This window comes from Corynebacterium suicordis DSM 45110, assembly GCF_015351405.1.
Taxonomy (GTDB): Bacteria; Actinomycetota; Actinomycetes; order Mycobacteriales; family Mycobacteriaceae; genus Corynebacterium; species Corynebacterium suicordis.
In genome coordinates, this window is sequence record NZ_JADKMY010000001.1 from 422,667 (window position 1) to 443,194 (window position 20,528).

15 protein-coding genes are annotated in these 20,528 nt (G+C 58.2%); all 15 read left to right on the plus strand.

Features of this window, described 5'->3' with window-relative positions; genetic code table 11:
- The first annotated feature begins 95 nt into the window (after positions 1-95).
- The 15 genes from IRY30_RS01985 to fusA all read left to right on the plus strand — a co-directional run bounded on the left by IRY30_RS01985 (position 96) and on the right by fusA (position 20,461).
- Positions 96-3,674, plus strand: coding sequence for a tubulin-like doman-containing protein (locus IRY30_RS01985; protein ID WP_194555723.1), 3,579 nt, complete (start codon positions 96-98; stop codon positions 3,672-3,674).
- The gene (locus tag IRY30_RS01990) at positions 3,674-6,445 is read left to right on the plus strand and encodes a hypothetical protein (protein ID WP_194555724.1); all 2,772 of its coding nucleotides are present in this window, start codon (positions 3,674-3,676) and stop codon (positions 6,443-6,445) included. The genes IRY30_RS01985 and IRY30_RS01990 overlap by 1 nt, the downstream gene beginning before the upstream one ends.
- On the plus strand, positions 6,445-8,745 hold the full coding sequence (locus IRY30_RS01995; protein ID WP_194555725.1) for a hypothetical protein: 2,301 nt from the start codon (positions 6,445-6,447) through the stop codon (positions 8,743-8,745). Before IRY30_RS01990 ends, IRY30_RS01995 begins: the two co-directional genes overlap by 1 nt.
- Complete coding sequence (locus IRY30_RS02000; protein ID WP_228502495.1) at positions 8,745-10,511, plus strand: GAP1-N2 domain-containing protein; 1,767 nt, start codon at positions 8,745-8,747, stop codon at positions 10,509-10,511. The genes IRY30_RS01995 and IRY30_RS02000 overlap by 1 nt, the downstream gene beginning before the upstream one ends.
- Before the next feature lies 1 nt (position 10,512).
- The gene (locus IRY30_RS02005; protein ID WP_194555727.1) at positions 10,513-11,508 is read left to right on the plus strand and encodes a hypothetical protein; all 996 of its coding nucleotides are present in this window, start codon (positions 10,513-10,515) and stop codon (positions 11,506-11,508) included.
- Positions 11,508-12,656 (plus strand): TRAFAC clade GTPase domain-containing protein, encoded by a 1,149-nt coding sequence (locus IRY30_RS02010; RefSeq protein ID WP_194555728.1) that lies wholly within the window; start codon positions 11,508-11,510, stop codon positions 12,654-12,656. Before IRY30_RS02005 ends, IRY30_RS02010 begins: the two co-directional genes overlap by 1 nt.
- 2 nt (positions 12,657-12,658) lie before the next feature.
- On the plus strand, positions 12,659-12,877 hold the full coding sequence (locus IRY30_RS02015; protein ID WP_194555729.1) for a hypothetical protein: 219 nt from the start codon (positions 12,659-12,661) through the stop codon (positions 12,875-12,877).
- 23 nt (positions 12,878-12,900) lie between these two features.
- Positions 12,901-13,281 carry a hypothetical protein gene (locus IRY30_RS02020; protein ID WP_194555730.1) on the plus strand — a complete coding sequence of 127 codons (381 nt, stop codon included), beginning with the start codon at positions 12,901-12,903 and terminating at the stop codon, positions 13,279-13,281.
- A gap of 635 nt (positions 13,282-13,916) precedes the next feature.
- Complete coding sequence (locus IRY30_RS02025) at positions 13,917-14,321, plus strand: TM2 domain-containing protein (protein ID WP_194555731.1); 405 nt, start codon at positions 13,917-13,919, stop codon at positions 14,319-14,321.
- A gap of 147 nt (positions 14,322-14,468) precedes the next feature.
- Positions 14,469-15,320: a phytoene/squalene synthase family protein gene (locus IRY30_RS02030; RefSeq protein ID WP_228502496.1), complete on the plus strand. Its 852-nt coding sequence runs from the start codon at positions 14,469-14,471 to the stop codon at positions 15,318-15,320.
- 53 nt (positions 15,321-15,373) lie between these two features.
- Positions 15,374-16,636 carry an esterase/lipase family protein gene (locus IRY30_RS02035; protein WP_194555733.1) on the plus strand — a complete coding sequence of 421 codons (1,263 nt, stop codon included), beginning with the start codon at positions 15,374-15,376 and terminating at the stop codon, positions 16,634-16,636.
- Positions 16,637-16,720: 84 nt separating this feature from the next.
- Positions 16,721-16,900, plus strand: a complete 180-nt coding sequence (locus tag IRY30_RS02040) for a DUF4236 domain-containing protein (protein WP_194555734.1) — start codon at positions 16,721-16,723, stop codon at positions 16,898-16,900.
- A gap of 353 nt (positions 16,901-17,253) precedes the next feature.
- On the plus strand, positions 17,254-17,625 hold the full coding sequence (gene rpsL, locus IRY30_RS02045; protein WP_194555735.1) for a 30S ribosomal protein S12: 372 nt from the start codon (positions 17,254-17,256) through the stop codon (positions 17,623-17,625).
- A 3-nt stretch (positions 17,626-17,628) separates the two neighbouring features.
- Positions 17,629-18,099, plus strand: a complete 471-nt coding sequence (gene rpsG / locus IRY30_RS02050; RefSeq protein ID WP_194555736.1) for a 30S ribosomal protein S7 — start codon at positions 17,629-17,631, stop codon at positions 18,097-18,099.
- 247 nt (positions 18,100-18,346) lie between these two features.
- Positions 18,347-20,461: an elongation factor G gene (fusA, locus tag IRY30_RS02055; protein ID WP_194555737.1), complete on the plus strand. Its 2,115-nt coding sequence runs from the start codon at positions 18,347-18,349 to the stop codon at positions 20,459-20,461.
- Positions 20,462-20,528: the final 67 nt, after the last annotated feature.

Consider the following 20,528-nt stretch of genomic DNA (forward strand, 5'->3'; position numbering starts at 1 on the left):
CGCGGGCAGCGCTACGCAACACAGCGCTACGCAACACAGCGCTATGCAACACACAGAATCATCCTCACTACTGGCAACGGATTGGCAAGAATAAAATGAAGAAAGTACTGATCATCGGCTGTGGCGGCTCAGGAGCCAAGACCCTGGCGTTCATGATGGACCAGCTCAAGACCATGCTCGCAGAGCGCCTGCCGGAGAAGTACGCCTCTCCGCGGGACGTGAAGCTGCCTGCCGCATGGCAGTTCGTCTCCATTGACGTGCCTACCGCCCCAGAGAAGGCGGGCAAGAACCTCGCCAACGTTGCCGAGGCCGGCGGTCGGTACATCTCTTGTGGTTCTTCGGGACGCTACGCTGCCATCGATAACGCGGTGTCCAACTCTCTGGGTGCCCGCGGTGAACTCGGTTCTATTGCTTCGTGGGCGCTCGCCAATCCAGAAGAAGAAACCACCCCGATTTCCGCAGGTGCGGGGCAGTATCGCGGTATCGGTCGCATGCTTTTGCTGAGCAAGCTGCGCGACGTGCAAAAGGAGCTAGCGCAGTCTTGGCAGACGCTCTTCAACGCGGAGACTGATCGCGAGCTCAATGACCTCGCTGCCGAGCTCTCCGGTAATGCCCAGCACAATGCTGATACATCCAAGGACGTGCCACTGGTCTTCGTGGTGTCCTCCATGGCAGGTGGTGCGGGCGCATCAATGGCCATCGACGTATGCCGCATGCTCAACAGCCTTGAAGGCAACAGCGTTTCCCTGAACTCCCTGTTCATGGTGACCCCAGATATCTTCCACAAGATCTCCGCAGACCAGGTCCCGGGCGCCAATCCGAATGCGTTGGCCATGTTCAGTGAGCTGGTTGCTGCGCAGTTCGGCGCGGCTACAGAATCTGATCGCCGCATCTTCGAGGCTTTGGGCATTCAGATCGCCAAGGAGACCATTCCCGTTGGTCGTGTTTTCCCGGTCGGCGTGCGCTCCGGCGAGCAGGGCACCCAGCTGGGCGACGGCGAGGCATCCACGGTCTACCGTGCGCTGGGCCGCGGCCTGGCAGCGTTGATGATCGACGATGGCGCGATGCAGGACTTCGTGGCCTTCACACTGGGCAACAAGGGATCCCTGGAAATGGATTCCACCAACTATGGCTGGGGTGCCACTGACCCGAAGAACGTCCCGTGGGGTTCCTATGGCTATGCTCAGCTGTCCATGGGCCGCGATCGCTACGCGGAATACGCAGCGCAGCGCCTGGCCCGCTTTGCTGTGGGCAAACTACTGGAAGGTCACCTGGACCCCAGCGACCCCAGCTCCGGAGACGTGCAGATCAAGCGTTTGCTGGACAACAACCAGCCGTTGTTCTACAGCAACCTCAGCAAGGTTCTGCCCGCCCCGGGAGAGCACGTGGGCATGTGGATTCTCTCCTACTTCAATTCACCAGTGAGTGATTGGGCCAGCCGGATGGCCACCAGCCTGCAGGGCCAGCTCCCACCGGGTAACAACCTCCGCGGCAGCGAGTGGGCTGCTCAGGTGCATCAGGTAATCGGAGCATTCAACGGTCAGGTGCGCAACGCAGACCGATCCGCCTTGGACAGCGCAGTGTTTGACTGGGCTAACGTGACGGAACTGCAAGAAGGATTGGTGCAGACCATCCGCGAAGAGGTGGCTCGCTACGGCGCTCCTTATGGTGCTGCTGTCCTGGAACGGATTCGCCATTACGTCAAGGATGACCTGCTCCATAAGCTGCGCGAACTGGGTTCTGCTCCTTCGCCGGTCACCGTGCCTTCCACGGTTGATCAGCTGGGAAAGAACAAGGTCACGGAGACCAGCAGCCTGGCTCAGGAAATTGTGAGCTCTGCGCACGGCACCCTGAAGCACGTGGCGGGCAGCGCGATCGCCCGCAACATGGCACTGGTCCTGGAAGATTTCGTGCCGCATTTCCTCGAGCCATTGCAGCTGGAGATGAGCAAGCAAACCACCAACCTGGTGAAGTCTGCGGAGTTGCAGCATGACTCCGGCCTGGGCATTGCCCAGCTGAAGACTGATGTGCCAAACCTCTGGCCGGAAGAATCCCCCTTCGTCCCTGATCGCTTCAGCCAGGCGGCCAATGAGGTCTTCCTCACCGAGGTGAAGGATTTCCCAGAGCAGTTCCAGTCGGACATGATCCAGGCCGTTTCCGGAGAGCATGACATCGTGGATTACTCCACCGCCCTGCGCACTGCTTCCCAGAACGTCATTGATGGCGATTGGAAGAGTCTGGCGGATGTGGAGCCAGCACCACGCGACCTGCTCACCATCACCGAGCCTTGGGTTTCCAAGCACCTGGTGCGCGATCCACACAACCACAACGTGCTGCGCGAGCCCCGCCCAGCTCGGTTGGAATTCCGCATCAAGTCGGCAGATGTGCTGAGCCGTTCCCGCGCGTACATCGCTCGCCGCGGTTTCTCCTTCCACCACTTCATCACTGCGTCTTTGCGGGACTATGTCATCAACCCCGGGCTGACGGATCATGAGCGGGCGATGCGGCGTCGAAACCTCATTAACAAGTTTGAACTGGCGATGAAGAACGCCCTGCCGCTGGCGCAGGTGAACCGCGACCTGGTGCGCAAGCTGTACAACTCTGAGGTGAACTACAAGTTCAACTTCTCCAAGATCCCGTTTGAGGGCGATGCACTGGCTGAAGAACTGCAGGCCGCGGTGCGTCGTTTCCCCAACTTCCGCCCGGCTGAAGACAGCAAGCCTTTGGGCGCTGCACTGTCCAACCAGGGTGAAGAACGAGCCATCGATATCTTCGGCTCATACCCCAACTACGCACCGATCGTCTTTAGCTCGCTGCTGCCTCCGATCCGCCAGCAGTGGCAGAAGACAGCCGGCAGCCGGGTGGGATTCTGGAAGTCTCGTCGTGCTCGTCCACTGCCCGCAGCCTTGCCGATGTCTGAGGCAGAGCGCCAGGCCATGATCGCCGGTTGGTACGTGGGTCGTCTCACCGGCCGCGTGATCTTCCCCGCCACTTTGGACGTGGATGATGACCATTCGGTGCAGATTTTCGATAGCGAGCGCAAGTCGTGGACTGAGTTCGAAGCTCCCATGCTGACCCCGCCATCGCAGCTGCGTCACGGCCTGGATTGGTTGCCTTCGTTGCTGGAATCCTCCTCGCTGGCGTGGACCGCAGTGGGAGAGGGGAACCTGTTTGAATCGGTGCGTCCTTATGTGGAATTGCGACGCCTCTACGACTCAGCAAACAGCCCCTCAAAGGGAGCCCGCAAGCTGGAAGGCGAGCGGGTACTGCGCGAATGGCTGTTCTCGGGTGAGCGGCCTGCGGACAACATCAACCAGATTCCGGGAACGGAAAAGGGTGTGGATGTGGAGCAGCGCAAGGATGCGGCAATCGCGTGGCTGGAAAAGCAGCGCAACTTCACGGAGAACTACGTGCCCACCGATGTGCTGCAGAAGGGTCACTTGCAAACCAGCCATGCCCGTCCGTTCGCAGACATTCGGGACCGGGATTTGGCCGCGAAGGTCCCCGTGTACGCGGATATCGCACCGGATGTTTATGTGATGCTCGGCAAGCTCATCGACATGCTGGAGAGCGCGTATCAATCAGGCGATCCGTCTCTCGACCAGGCGCAGATTCCGCAATCTGTGAAGCCTTCTGATTCCAGTTTCCAACTTCCAGGTGATGGAGAGTTCTAATGAGTGCCGCACACCAATCTTTTAGTATTTTTGCCGGTCGCGGCGCGATTTCCCGAGGCATCTTTGAGGTGCTGGAGGACCTCGCAGCGCTGAACCTCCTGGATAACTTCCTCTGGGTAGACCTGGATTCTTTCCAGGGAAGCTCCACTCCCGTGTTCGTGGCAACGCGTGCGAAGAGCAGCGAGGCCCATTCTGAGGTCACCAGCCTGAGCCATGCCCTGTCTCGGGTGAGCGTGCGGCGCTACAACCTGTGCATCGTCAACGTGGCGGGTTCAGAGGCCGGCACCGTGCACTCGCGGCACGTCTCTCAGCTGCAGACCACGCTGGATAACGTTAACCGGAATGTGGAGACCAAGTACGTCAACTTCATGGTTCCCGCGGCCGAGGGTGAATCGGCTGCGTTGCCGATGCTGGATGGCTTCCTCAACCTCATGGTTGCTCCGGAAGATAGTTCTTCGCCGCAGGCATCCTCTGTTCCCGTGATCTTCGGCCATCGCCAGGGTGAGCTGGAGTCCTTGGCCGCCACCACCATGGCCAGCGCTTTTGGTCTGTGGGAGGGTGCTGCGGACGTGCCGATCGACAAGATCGCGGCCAGCCCGGGTGGCACGTCCTTCCGTTTGGTGCGGGCTTATTTCCGACGCATTGATGGACAGCAGGCTCAGGATCGCATCCGCACCTCGTTGTTCGATACTTCGGTGAATCCCCGTCCGCGCATCGATGCCAACAATGGCCAGTCCACCGAGGCTGAGCACACGGATGATCCCCGGAGATTCGCGGACAATGCGGCGCGGGAATTCTGGGCCAACCACGAGGGAATCTTCGTCACTTCGGCCACCCCCACGGTGGAGCGCAAGTTCAAGAACGCGGACGTGAAGACCGTGCGCCAGGTGCAGTTCAGCAAGTTCTGCATGAACGTTTTGCGCACCCCGCAGCGATTCTTCAAAGAGTTGAGTCTCACAGCTCGCGAGTACTCGGAAGACCGCGTGCAGAACATCCTGGGCCAGGATTCCCGCCTGCAGGTGGGAACCTATGCGATGGGTGAAAAGACCGAGCGGCAGCGCCGCGGGCAGCGTCCTGATCCCACCACGGTGGCTCGTCAGCTGGAGCCTTTTTGGGAGGCTTACGCCAACACGGCTTTTTCTTTGATCGACGCCAACCCTCGCTCCATCGTGGCGAACCAACCAACCCAGGCGCTGCCAACTTCGGTATCCGGAGGCACGTCGGGTTTGATGCGGGTCGCGCAGCGCTCAGAGGATGTTGTCCCCGGTCCTTCCAGCCATTTCGGCGATAAGCTCTCCCCGGAATTGCAGGGCGCGATGGGCGACCTGCGAGTGGCGCCTTATGACATTCACGGCGTGGACAATTACCAGCGTCGTCTTTCTGAAGCTGGACAACGCCGGGATATCGGCCGGGTCATGTCAGATTTCTCTTCGTGGAAAAACCGCAATAACACCAGCTTCTCCGCGAGCTTTGGTCAGCAGTTGGTGCAGCAGCGGCGAGATGTCGCGCAAAGGCTGGAGCAGATTCAACAACAGCTGCGCAACCTGCCAAACCAGCCAGAGATGAGCAACGATGACAACCCCGGGCTGTTCGCTCGTATGTTGGGGTGGATCACGTTCCTGACCTTCATTTTCTTCTTCGGCGCCAAGTACCTAACCCAGGCCAATAGCGAACCTCAGGAACGCACTGGCACGTGGAAGGCTTTCGCCGATAACTGGGATGGCATGGCAGGTTCCACCAAGATCTACATCTTGCTGATTTGGCTCCTGCTCTGGCTGATACTCCTGCTGGTGCAGAAGTTCCAGGAAACAAATGCGGAAATCCGAGATGAGAATAACCGCGGTTCCATCACCCGGAAGCTCGAGGCACTGCAAGAAGACGAGTTCCAATGCCAGCTTTCGCTGGACCGTCTGGATGTGGGTTACCAGCAGTTCGTCACCATTTCGGGAATTATTGGCGCCCTGATCGAGCGCCCATTCGGGCAGGTCAATCACAGTGCTGCCAAGTCCGCTGTGCCGGGAAACAAGCTCAATTCAAACTTGGTGTTTGAGGAGATCGACCCGCACAACGCGCAGGTGGATAGCACCGTGCGTCGACTATCCCGTGAACTGTACGGGCAGGGCTGGATGGACGACCAGGTCGAACTGGGATTCGCCCGGGCTCAGCATTCCCTGGATGAGGCGCACAATGAGCGAATCCTCCGCGAGGGTCTGTTCGGACTTCGCGGCGATGGTAACAACGCACTGACTACGCTCTCCGCCTGGATGAACAGCCCGGACTTCCAGAAGCAGGACAGGTCCACGGATCAGTGGGGCGTGGTGGCGGAGAGGTTGCGTCGAGAAACAGACGACCACGTGCAACACGACTCCCGCTATGGCTCCTCGCGAGCCGTGGGGTTGCTGCAGAACTCCTTGGAGGGCTCGACCACCGAAGGTTCCTTCCTCGGTGAAAGCGCGTCCAGCGAGGGCCGGATCAGCGGGTTCCTGGGATTGGAACCGGAGCTGTGTTCATTCGTTCGCTCCACCTCCGAGGTGGATGCGGTGGGATCCAGCGAAATCCTGGTGCAGGTGGGCAAGTCCGGTGGGCAGAGAGATTGGCGCGACGCCGGAGTGAACACTTCCGCGGTCGCAGAAGCACCCGAGATTGTTCTCCCTGGCGATGAAGACGTAATGAGCGAGAACTACGAGAGCAACTGGTCTCGAGTGGCAGAACAGCAGCGTCGGAACCAGCACTCCTCAACTCCTATTTTCCCCGGTGAGGATGAAATTTAATGGATTATCTCACTAGCTTGTTCCACTGGAAGCTCAAGGCTGAAGAAGCCGGCGTGAAGTATCCGCTGCCTTCCGATGAAGAGCTCCTGCAGTTTTCGGAGGACCCGAGGAAAGATTTCGGCGAGCAGCCAGCGCTGATTCAGGTGTGGGAATCTGCGCTGCAGTACGTGGTGCTGCTGCAGGACACGGACAATATTGAGGTGCTGGATGATCCCGATCCGGACCTGCTGTTTCAGCCGGATCTGGACGTGCTGAAACGCGCGATGGAGCTGGGGCTGGTGCTGCCTCCTACTGAGAGTGCTGCCCCATCCCAGCCGGTGTACCAAGCAGCGCCAGGACCATCGCAACAGGATGCGCGGGCCCCTCGCGAGGAAAAGCCATCCCGTTGGGAGAATGTGGCCGCGCAATCCGCAGCTGCGCTCGGTAAGGTTGGCGCTTTCACCCGGGGCGAGCGTTCCAATGATGGTTCTCAGCACGGGCGTCAGTCCGAGACTTCCGGGGCGCATGCTGGGCAGGCTTATGCCGGGCAGCCGGGTGCAGGACAGCCGGGCGCTGGGCATGGAGCGGCTGGGCAAAATTTCACTGGCCAGCGCTCATCTGAGGAGGATTACCGGGACTACGCATCTCGGGAGTTCTTCTTCGATGACTGGCCTGATGTGGAAAAGGTTCCCGGCGCCGAATTCCGAGTGACTGACCTCGGGGATGGGATCCGTCTGAAGTGGGATATTCCCGAGCAGGAATCCGCACCAGTGTCCCTCTACCGCGTGATCAGCGAAGAAGCTGCGTTCACAAAAAACCCGGGTGAGGGCGAGCAGCGCATCGTTACCGTGGGTACGCAATGGGTGGATGAAGACGAGATTGTGGGCGTCAGCCGCTTTTACCAAGTGTGGGTGCACCAAGGTGACTCAGAAACCAGTGCCCTGAAAAATCAGCCTCGGCTGGTGGGTGAAGGTGTGCACGTCAGGCCCATCGATGCCATAGAGCTGACCTACGACGGTCACGAAATCCGCGGCCAGTGGGAACTGGCAGAAGGCACCGATAAGGTGTTGGTCTACGTGGCCAAGATTGATGAACGCAACTTTGTTCGTTCGAAGTACCAGCAGGAAACGGACAAGCGAAACGAGCGCGGTTTCCGCTATGTGCCTCTAGAAAAGGGACAGCGCTACAAGGTCTGTGCGGTTCGGGAAATCTCTTACTCCGACCCAGATGGCAAAGAGCTCCGGCCTTATCGGGAGCGCTCGGCTGAGTCCGCAGTGGCTGAGATCATGGTCCCGGCCGAAGTGGAAAACATTCGTATCAACGTGCAGCGCCCCGAGAGTGAGCGTCAGGTCTTCAACGTGACCTGGGACAAGCCATCCTCCGGAGAGGTGCGCATCTACACCACCCGCTCCGCGCCGACCGAAGGTATTCAGAACCGGACTGTCGAGCTGGAGCAGCTGGATCCACTGGGGTTACCGAAGAGCAACTGGCACAACTACGACAGTGGCGGATTGCGCTGCGCCGTGGAATGGCCTGAAGGTTGGTATTCGCTGTTCATCACTCCCGTGCACGTGGTGGGCAATGAGTGTCAGGTAGGTGAATCCGAGGCATTCGTGCGAGTCGGTGAGCTGGAAAACGTGGAGCTCTTGGAGCGCGTTTCCTCTCAGCTGGTGAGCTTCGGTTGGCCAGAAGAGGCCCAGGATGTCTATGCCTTCGCCACCACCGCTGGCGAAGGCGAATTCTTCCAGCCATCGCAAGGGCACACCCCGATTGCCAGCATTGCCTCTGGCGAATACAAGGACAATGGCGGAATGCGCCTGGCGATGCAGGAAAGCATTGATCTGGTCCTGGTTCCGGTACGCACCTACCGGGGTCAGCTGATCTGGGGCCCGAAGTCCGTAGTTCCTTACCGAGGTCTGCGGGAGTTCCGCTACAACGTCGAACTGCATCCCGATGGTGGTCGCGCTGCGTTTTCGGTGATCGCGGAAAAGCCAATGCGTGATGACTTCCAGTTCACGCTGCGTTACCTGCCGGACCGGCTCCCACTTGAGCATGGCGATGGTATTGAGGTGCTGTTGAGTCGCCCTGGGAATGACAACTATCAGGGTAGCTTCTCTGATGTGTGTTCCTATGGAACTCTTGACCCGAGCAATTCTGAAGGAATCTTCTGGGAAATTGACCCGGCCATTCTCCACCGCGGAAGCGGGTTCATCCGCCTGTTCTTCCGTAATGAGTCGTTGCCGGACAGCCCCGAATACGTCCTGCTGGATCCGCCTCTGAGAAAGCTGGATCTTTCCCAGTTGATGCGGGGGAACCCCTGATGGAACAGCGATTCGCGTGGGCAACCTACGCCTCGTTCAGCAATGAGCGGGGCAGTGGCGGTTGGAAAGTAGGGGCATCGCTTGGGCTAAAGCCGGAAGAAGAGCAAGCCTTCGTATCTCTTGCCCCCACACAGTTGGACACTCTGGAGGTGGTTGACGAGTTCATGAGTTCTAAGGGCATCGAAGCCCTCCCTCATCGTTTCGCGTACCTCCCGGGTGAAGCCGCCAATGGCTCAGCCATCTACGTGCAGTCGGTACCAGCAGGTAAGGACTCAACCGGTAGGCCGGGAAACGTGTTTAGCGTCGGCACGATTGACCGAAACACCGCGCAGCCCTTGAGCGTGGGCAATCCCATTGAGCGTTATGACTCCCCGGATTTCCCCACTCCATTTCGCAGCAGCCAAGTTAATGCGGTGAAGCTGGATCCCGCGTTGAACGAGCCTCGGCCAAACCCCTCTGGGATGGTTGATAACGCGTGGATGATCGTGGGTCGAGTCCAACGGCACGTGCTGTACGCATTGCAGGATTCGATTGCGAAAAGAGAAACGCTGACTGTGCTGGTCACAGACAAGTTGAAGTCAGGCCACCTGTTGCTCACGGCTTTGTCCTCCACGCTGCCTCCGCGGGTGTGCCGGGAAGTCTTGAGCTTCAGCACCTATGAACGGGCCCAATCGCTCAGCGTGGATAAATGGCTTTCCGTGCCGGCCGCCGTGGTGATGGTTCCGAAGGCAGATGAGGCCCTGCTCAAGGATCCGCGGATTTCCATCATTGATCCGAAGACGGTTCCTTCGGACTACGCGCCGGGCAGTCTGTGGTCGCAAATCACCGCCAAAGCGTATGACTCCATCGAGCACGCCAAGAGCACCGCGGATGCTTTGCACGAATACGATCGTGCGCTGGAATCGCGTCCAAACTATGTGCAGCAACCGGTAGATCTGGGCCGGGAACTGGCCAATGTGCTGCGCGTCATCAATGAGGAAAGGAAGCTGGATTACCTCACTGAGGCACTAGCTGTGGTGCCACCAGCAGCGACTAACCCAGCAGATCAATTCCGGGATTGGGCTAAGCAGCAACAGCCTGTTTCCGGGCAGCCAATGAATCTCGCGCCGTCTCCAGTTCCCGCCGCCCAGGTGAACGAGCCGGACCTGCAGGGTGTTGCCGAGCGCTGGGCATTCATCACCAGTTTGCGCGACCCGGAGGATATTGCGGAGCTCATGACTCTCAGCCTGCGCCGGTGTCGTGGGCCGCACGGTCCTGAAGATCTGCGTTTCTGGAGCTCCACCAAAACACGGGATTTCGATCTGCAGAGCCTGCTACGACTGCTCAAGGTTTTGATCACCCTAGAGGGCTTTTTCGGGGGAGCACCACAGGGCAATGCTTCTGCACCGCAGAGCATGACCCCAGCGAATCCCTATGCATCCCTGGAGTTCAGGTCAGCCGCACTCCACGTGCTGGGGCTGATCCTGGATCTGCAGGAAGAGAAGCGCGAAGAAGTCATCGGCGCGCCTAGCGAACTGGGAAGGGAGATCTACAACCTCCACATCGCTCCCGCTTCGGTTGACCCAGCTTTGATTAACCGCGCGGTGCACAACCTGCATGCGTGGATGAACTCCTTGCAGGAAGCTCGAACCGCAGTGCAGAACAATGCGGCTGCGACAGATGGCCACGTGGTGATCGCCATTGATCTGCTGAACGGAATCGTGGATGCGCATGCCAACCAAACCCCGCCGCCAAACCCACAACTCAACGGTATAAGGACCTTCTGACATGCATGAATTGAGATTATCTTCCGGAGAATCACTGAACATCTCCGGCATCGTTGACACAGCACAAGTGGAAATCGATGCGACCGAGACCAGCGAATACCAATGTGAATTCAATGGGTTTAGCGAGTCCCGGCGTCGAGGAAATAAATTGCTGTGCCGTGGCTACCAAGGGCGCGCAGAATTGATCTTCACCCCGTTGGTGCGGGGAAACTCGGCTGACGCATCGCGAACCGAGCGGGCACACCTTTCTGATGTCTTCGGCCCAAGCTTCAAGATCTTCGTCACGCTCGTGCTGACCACCGTGAGCGGAGTGCAATACCGGGTGGAATTGCCGGACTTCAACGTCGGCGGGCGTTCTCGTTTCGACGCCCTGGGTTTGGAAACTCGTGGTGAGCAAACCATGATCACCGCTGCCCATTCAGCTTCTGCCGTGAGCGCTGACCGGTCCGGCAATGACGTGATTGAGGCAGTCAGTGGAATTCTGGGGCAAACGGAATCCGGTCACGGGCGCAGTCATTCGGATTCAGAAGTGGTGATCCTGCGGGACGTTTCCATTTCTTCCCAGCAAGCGTTTGAGAAGGACTCCCTGGAGGCCATCGGCACGCTTCTCACGGGACTGTTTGGCAGCTCGCACTGGACTCTGAATTTCGGCACCAGCTCGCACGTTGATTCTTTCAATCCCATTAATTCTGGATCCGAGCTCAGCGCGTTGCTGACCCGCACAGGTGCGGTCAACGAGGTGGGATGGACCAGAGATTATCGCTCTATGCTGCATGACCAAGCTCTGCTGATCATCTCCGACAGCGTGCCAGCCTGGGTGGAATCCTATTCCGGACCAATCCATGTCATCTGCGCGCATGCACCCATTTCTCCCACCCGCGCGAGCGTCACGGTGTTTGATGAGTCCATGCTGCGGGCCGTGCAGAGAAATGAATCCGCGAGGTTCGCTTCCGAAATCGAGAAGATGGACCGGGCATTGCGAGGAGTGAGAAGCTAATGCACAACAATTTTCCAAACGCTCAGCAGGGCAATTTCAATTCCGCCCCACAGCCAACCCTGCCGCCGCGGCTGCCCACCCGCTGTCCTTACTCATTCAAGATCCTCCCTGATCAGAGCATGGGTTACAGCCCATTTGCCAAGGATGCCCAAGGACAGCCCCAAGAATTGCCGGAGGGCTGGGCGCATTCGGGAACCATCACTTTCGCAATGGCCGGTGCCCGTTCCTCGGGGAAGAGCTTGTACATCGCCGTGGTGGTGAAGCAGCTCCGGGAGCTGGTGGTGGCCAACGGCGGAACGTTCCGCGCGGCCAACGATTACACCGAGCAGACGTACCGGGAGAAGTACGAAGAACCCCTGTTCGAGAACATGGGACTTCTGCCACCTACCCCACCTTCTGCCAACCCGGATGCCCACCAGCGCGAACCACTGATTTTCGATATCGGTTACTACGCGCGCGGGGCGGAAGGTCAGATGCAGAAGATCTTCGTGGTCTTCCGCGACGTGGCAGGTGAGGATCTCAAGCAAGAGGGCTTTGGACAACGCGTTCCGCAGCTGGAGTTCTTCCGCCATGCACAATCAATCATCTTCTTGTACGACCCGATGGCCGTACCAAGGATCAGGGATCTGCTGGCGGGAACGGTATCGGCCAATGAGGTCGCGGCAGATAACCCCACCGATATTCTGAAGAATGTCCTGCGCGTCTTGGGTGAGGACCACCGCCCAGCTATTGCGCTCACGCTATCCAAGTTCGACACCATGCAGCACCTCGAAAAGGTGGATCAGCTCAGTGGCGTTTCCGCGATTGATGGCGGGGTGAACTGGCAGCGAGTGATGCGAAATAAGGGTGCTGCGTTTTGCCGCGAGGGTTCCGCGTTCCAGGATGTCTATGACATGGATGATGGATCCCTCCTGCACCAAGAAGTGCTGAGCATGCTCCGCAGCTTGCAGGCCGTGGAGATGATCAACACCCTCAACCAGCCCATGTTCGGCAGGCGCGCGTACATCTACAAGTGCTTCGCAGTGTCCGCCTTGGGTGAGCCACCGACGAGTGACCAGGTCAGCAGCTCCGGCATCGCGCCATTCCGCTGTCTTGATCCCATACGGATTCTGCTGCACACCTACAAGATCTTCCCGAATACCCACTGATCATGAGCGATAGCCGAGTACAGATGAGCCGTGAGTGGTTGGATTGGGAAATGCGCAGGTTGCAGGCGATGGGTAGTGGAGAGAAGGTGGCGTCGTCAACCCACTGGATGGACCAAGAAATAGCCAGGGCTGGACGTTTAGACACCGCGCCGGCATCTTCGCCTAGCCCCAACTGGGATGATGCCAGTTGGGGCGGCTCTGCAAAGAACTCGACAATCTAAATTCACACGTTAAGGACATTCAGATGACGTACGGCAACCCCAACGGGCGCAACGACGGCCCTTCGTTCGGCCAAGGCAACTCTTTCGGGCACGATGATTCATTCGGCCAGGGAGGAGGATTCGGACAGAACGATTCCTTCGGCCAGGGCGGCCAGAATACGGCCAGCGCTTTCCGCGATACCTCCATTTTCTCCGTGGGGGAACAGCAGGAAGCTCAGCAGAATATGAGCACCGATGAGGCGGATTATCGCTCCTATAAGATGCATGAGCGGACGGCAGAGAGGAAGTCTCGCCGTTCACGGATGGTGAAGTACGTTTCGATCGCACTGTTGTGCGCTGTTATCGCCACCTTCATTCTGATTTACCTGTTCGGTATTTCCTTCGAAGGCATGCAGGGCGCGTAGACGCCTGCATCGGCACTGCATTGTCAGTGCCGTGCGGAGCCGAACGCCAACCGGGCTTGATTTTCACTGAGCCGGGAATTGATAGAACAAGGACTGAGAGCAGCCATGACGCACAGAAACCCGCACGATCCCAGCAATGGTGACCTTGGCAATGGTGAAGGTGGCCAGAATAATGCTGATTTGACCGCAGCCAACGAGCACAATCGCGCCACCAGGGAGCTCGCGGAAAAGCGAGCTGCGGAGATTCGCGCGAAGGCTCGGGAGCGCGCAGCTCAGGCGCAAAAGGCAGCTGAACCAGCGCCCGTGCCACGGGTTTCTGAAGAGGCGGCTCACGAGGACACTGCTCGCGCAGACACCGCTCGTGAAGAGCCACGAGCTCAGCGCGTCACTGCACAGCCAGTTCCGAAGCAGACACCGCTCGTGAAGAGCCACGAGCTCAGCGCGTCACTGCACAGCCAGTTCCGAAGCAGGCAGCGCCCAAGAAGTCTGCTCCCAAAAAGTCCACCCCGCAGAGCAATCCTTACGTTCAGCCGGAAGCGGAGAAGCAGCGCGAAAACAGCAGCTCCAGCGCGCGCAATCCCTTCCTTCCTCCAACGTCCACGCCTCACGCCAGCCCGGCAACCGGGATCGGCCACATGTTCCCTGATCCAGCCAAGATCTCCAGCGAGGTAGGCACCTCCGCGCACTGGACCCCGGAGCAGTCTCCCGTGAACACCCCGGCTTCCCGCTCTTCTACGAGCTCAGGGGCGGCGAACACCGAGCACCTGAAACCGCGTAAGCGCCTCGTCGGATTGCTCCTGGCTGTGCCTCTCACACCCCTGCCGATGCTGGGAATGCACCATTTCTATTTCCGCCGGCCTTTCAAGGGCATCATTCACATCGCAATGCTGGTCTTGGCATTCAGTAGGACCGAATCCAGCTTGGGCACATATACCATGATGGTGCTGGCAATCTGGATCCTCGTTTCCTTCTGTCGGATCATGTCTAACACCAAGGAATACCGCGAGGATGGGAAGGGCGTTTACACAGAGTTCTTCTAGGCTCCACTGCGGTGAGGTTCTTTTTCCCGACGCCACCTCTCCACCCTCCCGCGTCCTCGGTACATTAGACACATGTTGTTTGGATCCGCTCGGCGCGGGAAGTGCACTGATCAGGAAGATTCTTCGGCACTCAGGCGCTTTGACACCATGGCTGACAAAGCCGCGCAGCAAGTCATCGGGGTGTATTCCACCAGTTTTTCCTTAGCGACGATGATGCTGGATCGGGAGTACCGCGGGCACATCCGCAATCTCTACGCGATGGTTCGAGTGGTGGATGAGTTGGTGGATGGTGCGGCTGCTCAAGCGGGGGAGCAGAAGGCGGAAATCCTGCGCACACTCGATGCCTATGAGAGCGCGGTGTTGGCGGCTCCACACCAGCGGTTCCATACCGATCCAATCCTGCATGCGTACGGGCGCACTGCCCGGGAGTGCGAATTTTCCGCAGAACACGTCCAAAAATTCTTCCATTCCATGCGGATGGACCTGCAGCGCGATACACACGATCACCGCAGTTACGCCCAGTACATTGAGGGCTCGGCAGAGGTGATTGGGTTGTTGTGCGTTTCCGTCTTCAATGCGGGAAAACCGATGAGCCCAGAGATTGAAGAGCGCATCCACACGGGAGCCAGAGCATTGGGTTCGGCGTTCCAGAAGATCAACTTCTTGCGCGATTTCGCCCAGGATTCCCAAGAGCTGGGCCGGGTGTATTTTCCCAGTGGGAACACACATTTGGATGCGGAGTCCAAAGATCAGATCATTGGAGAAATCCGCTCCGAACTGCAGGTAGCCACCCAAACGATTGAGCTGCTACCGAAGAATGCTCAGGCTGGAGTGCTCACGGCCCTGGGGATTTTCAGTGAACTCACGGACAAGCTAGAACAGTTCAGCGTCGCGGAAATCCAAGAGTGCAGAGTGCGGGTCAGCCAGCCACGCAAAGCATTGATCGCGGCTCGTGCGATGCGTGTGCTCGGGCCAATTGGGTCAGCACAACGAAAATAGTCACGAAGATAAACACTTCGCGAGTTTTTATTTCCGTTTGCTCAAGAAACTATGTGAATCTACGTATCTTTATTTTCATGTCTATCGTGCAACGTCGGCTCACCGTTCTTCTCGTGGCAATCTCCGCCTCTTTCGCAATGGCCTCTCCGGCCTCGCTAGCGTTTGCACAAGATGCGCCGCTTTCTCGCACCGGTTCTGAAAATTCGACAACCAGCGCCCAAACTAGTGACGAGGGGCAGTATTCCTCTTCTGAAGTGCCGTTCGATGCCCGCAAAAGCACCATTGGCACGGGCAAGGAGCATGACAACTTCATCGCGCCATTTTTCGAAACACTGGCGCAGCCGCGCTTGGCGCCAGTCGGGAGTAATGATTGGGAATGTCAGCCATCGGCGGAGCATCCCAACCCCGTGGTGTTGATTCACGGAACTTTTGAAAATGCGTACGACAACTGGGCTGCGATGGCACCAGCGTTAAAGCGCGATGGCTATTGCGTGTTCGCGCCCAATGTTGGACGTGTGGGATTTCTGGCTCAAGGAGGAGTAACGCCCCTCGTTCCGAACACGAACGGGCTGGGTCAAGTACAGCGATCCGCAGAGCAGATCAGCAAATTTGTCGATGAAGTGTTGGAAGCCACCGATGCTTCACAGGTTGATTTGGTGGGTCATTCCCAGGGCGGGATCATGGCGCGGTATTACGCGCAATTCCTTGGCGGAACGGACACTGCAGATCCTTCGCGAAACCGAGTGGGAAAGATAATTGGTCTCGGCGCGCCGAACGGTGGAACTACGCTTTCCGGATGGGGTGATCTTGGAGCAGATGGCGTGGATGTTGAAGGGTCTCTCGCGGATGAAAACGGCGGGACCATTGGATCCACCTCCGGAAGTCTGGAAGACCCTCTTAACTGGGTCAACGATCTCGCAGGTATTACGGAGACTCAGCGAGTAGAACTCAAAAAATGGATTATCGGATGGGCGGTTGCGCAACAAGTCACGGGTTCTGACCTCATGGCCAAGCTTGATGAGGAAGGAGAGACTCGGCCGGGTGTCGATTACACGATGATCGCAACAGAGTTTGATAATCTCGCCACCCCCTATGAGCGAACCTTCCTCACTGCTGGGCCGGGCGCTACCGTGAAGAATGTCACCCTCCAAGACGGCTGCGATCAGGATAAATCTAGCCACGTTTCGATGCCATACTCGGTACGAGCAATCGATTACGTTCGTAACGCTTTGGATCCGCTTACCGTGCCGGATTCCGCAATCCGCTGTGAACCGCACGCAGGCGCGCTCGGATTCAGCGTGCGTTCCTTGGTCTAGCGTTCCCTGGTTTAGCGTTGCCCGTTTTTCCTGTCTATGTACAAGTTGGCTTTGCTCCAGCCCCCGAGCAGTAGGCTGTGAACCATGCCTTTCGGATTCCGCCGTTCTAAGAAATTTGGCCCCTTCAATTTCTCCGTCTCCAAGACCGGGGTGAGCTCATCTCTCAAGCTTGGTCCGGTGCGGTTGACGCGCAACGCAGCAGGGAAGATCGTCACCACCACGCGCACGGGCATCCGGGGGCTCAGCCACCGTAAGCAGTGGTAACAGGCTCCCTCAGCGTGTGAAGCGCTCAGTAAACACCCAGGGCGCCTGGGCTCTGCAGACAGATTTGGTCTGGGGCCCAAACTCCGATAGTGTGTGCCAACGTAGCTTGTAGTTTTTCGTAACGTGAATATCTCAGTCTTGATGGCCGGTGAGCTGGCGTCGAGAAGAAGAACATCACCGAAGCAAAGAACATACAAGGATCCCCACTATTGGTGGGGTGATACATGCGGAAGCGGCCCCGGAAAAGAGCCCCTTATTTTTGCTATGCGCACATAAAAACGCGCCGGTGAAGGATAAGTTCCGCACAGTAACAAAAGCACTGCACATCGATAATCAAGCCAGAAAGTCGGTTCATGCCAACTATTCAGCAGCTGGTCCGTAAGGGCCGTCATGACAAGAAGACGAAGGTGGCTACCGCCGCGCTGAAGGGCTCCCCTCAGCGTCGTGGCGTGTGCACCCGCGTGTACACCACCACTCCAAAGAAGCCTAACTCTGCACTGCGTAAGGTCGCCCGTGTGCGCCTGACCTCCGGCATTGAGGTTTCTGCTTACATCCCAGGTGAGGGCCACAACCTGCAGGAGCACTCCATGGTGCTCGTTCGCGGTGGTCGTGTGAAGGACCTCCCAGGTGTTCGTTACAAGATCGTCCGCGGCTCCCTGGATACTCAGGGCGTTAAGGACCGTAAGCAGGCTCGTTCCCGCTACGGCGCCAAGAAGGAGAAGTAAACAATGCCACGTAAAGGTCCAGCACCAGCACGTCCGTTGCCCAAGGATCCAGTTTACGGCGACGTCATCGTCTCCCAGCTCGTAAACAAGGTTCTTCTCGACGGCAAGAAGTCCACCGCTGAGCGTATCGTCTACGGCGCACTCGAGCAGTGCCGCGAAAAGACCGGAACTGACCCAGTTCTGACCCTGAAGAAGGCTCTTGACAACGTCAAGCCAGCCCTCGAGGTTCGCTCCCGCCGTGTCGGTGGCGCTACCTACCAGGTGCCCATCGAGGTTCGTCCGAGCCGCGCCACCACGCTTTCCCTGCGTTGGTTGGTGACGTTCACCCGTCAGCGTCGTGAGAACACGATGACTGATCGTCTCGCTAACGAGATCTTGGATGCATCCAACGGTCTGGGCGCTTCCGTGAAGCGTCGCGAAGACACCCACAAGATGGCAGAGGCCAACCGCGCCTTCGCCCACTACCGCTGGTAGTGACAACTTAAAAGCCCCACCGCACATGGCGGTTGGGGCTTTACCCAAGTAAAGACACGATCACTTCCCTTGGGTGTAAGTAGCCCAGACAGTTGCGTCGAAAGATAAGCAACAAACTGGCACAATAGATCGAGTACCTATTAAAGCCCGCGGCTTGAGAGGTCTCCAGGTTCACCACGTAGTTTCTACGGTGGGAACCATTGAGACTCGGAGCCGCAATCAACAAAGATAAGAGCGGGGTTCCCCAGTGGCACTTGAAGCGTTGACTGACCTGAACAAGGTCCGCAACATCGGCATCATGGCTCACATCGATGCCGGTAAGACCACCACCACCGAGCGCATCCTTTTCTACACCGGCATCAACCGCAAGGTTGGTGAGACTCACGACGGTGCGTCCACGATGGACTGGATGGAGCAGGAAAAGGAGCGCGGAATCACGATTACTTCCGCAGCTACCACCTGTTTCTGGAAAGAAAACCAGATCAACATCATCGACACCCCAGGTCACGTGGACTTCACCGTTGAGGTGGAGCGTTCCCTCCGTGTCCTGGACGGCGCTGTCGCAGTGTTCGACGCCAAGGAAGGCGTGGAACCACAGTCTGAGCAGGTTTGGCGCCAGGCTGACAAGTACGACGTTCCACGCATCTGTTTCATCAACAAGATGGACAAGCTGGGCGCTGACTTCTACTTCACCGTAGACACCATCGTCGAGCGTCTGGGCGCAAAGCCATTGATCATGGAGCTGCCAATTGGCGCTGAGGATGACTTCGACGGCGTCGTCGACCTCCTCACCATGAAGGCTCTGACCTGGCGTGGCGTGACCGAGATCGGAACCGAAGCCACCATCGAAGAGATCCCAGAAGATCTCAAGGAAAAGGCTGACGAGTACCGCGAGAAGCTCATCGAGACCGTTGCAGAGTCCAACGAAGAGCTCATGGAGCGTTACTTCTCCGGTGAAGAGATCACCCTGGACGAGCTGAAGACCCAGATCCGCAAGCTCACCGTGAACTCCGAGATCTACCCTGTTTACTGTGGCTCCGCCTACAAGAACAAGGGCATCCAGCCAATGCTGGACGCAGTTCTCGACTTCCTGCCTAACCCAATGGACGTCGGTTCCATCAAGGGCGTTGACGTCAACGATCCTGAGAAGGAACTGACCCGTCAGCCAGCCAAGGACGAGCCATTCTCCGCGCTCGCCTTCAAGGTTGCCGTGCACCCATTCTTCGGCAAGCTGACCTACGTTCGCGTGTACTCCGGCACCGTGGAGTCCGGCGCTCAGGTGCTTAACTCCACCAAGGGCAAGAAGGAGCGCGTCGGCAAGCTCTTCCAGATGCACTCCAACAAGGAGCAGCCAGTGGAGAAGGCTTCCGCTGGTCACATCTACGCCTTCATCGGCCTGAAGGAAACCACCACTGGTGACACCCTGTGTGACCAGCAGAACCCAGTGATCCTGGAGTCCATGGACTTCCCGGATCCAGTGATCGAGGTGGCCATCGAGCCTAAGACCAAGTCTGACCAGGAGAAGCTGGGAACGGCTATCCAGAAGCTCGCGGAAGAGGACCCAACCTTCACCGTGAAGCTGGATGATGAAACCGGCCAGACCGTCATCGGCGGAATGGGCGAGCTTCACCTGGACGTGCTTGTTGACCGTATGCGTCGCGAGTTCAAGGTGGAAGCAAACGTGGGCGCGCCACAGGTTGCTTACCGCGAGACCATCCGCAAGCCAGTGGAGAAGCTCGAGTACACCCACAAGAAGCAGACCGGTGGTTCCGGCCAGTTCGCTCGCGTGATCGTGGCTATCGAGCCTTACGAGCCAGAAGAGGGCTCCGAGGAGAACTACGTCTTCGAGAACGCCGTCACCGGTGGCCGCATCCCACGTGAGTACATTCCTTCCGTGGATGCCGGCATCAAGGACGCAATGCAGTACGGCTACCTGGCTGGCTTCCCGCTGGTCAACATCAAGGCCACCCTGCTGGACGGCGCTTACCACGACGTTGACTCCTCCGAAATGGCCTTCAAGATGGCTGGTTCCCAGGCACTGAAGGAAGCTGTTGCCAAGGCAAAGCCAGTTCTCCTGGAGCCAATGATGGCCGTTGAGGTCATCACTCCTGAGGAGTACATGGGCGATGTCATCGGTGACATCAACTCCCGCCGTGGACAGATCTCCTCCATGGATGATCGCTCCGGAGCCAAGATCGTCAAGGCAAAGGTTCCACTGTCCCAGATGTTCGGTTACATCGGTGACCTGCGTTCCCGCACCGCGGGCCGCGCAAACTTCTCCATGATCTTCGACTCCTACGCAGAAGTTCCTGCGAACGTGTCTACCGAGATCATCGAAGAGCGCACCGGTGGTTCCAAGTAGTTTCCCGCCTCACGGCGAATAACTACTCACTATCCCGCGCTGCAGTAACCCGAGTACCCCTCGAAGA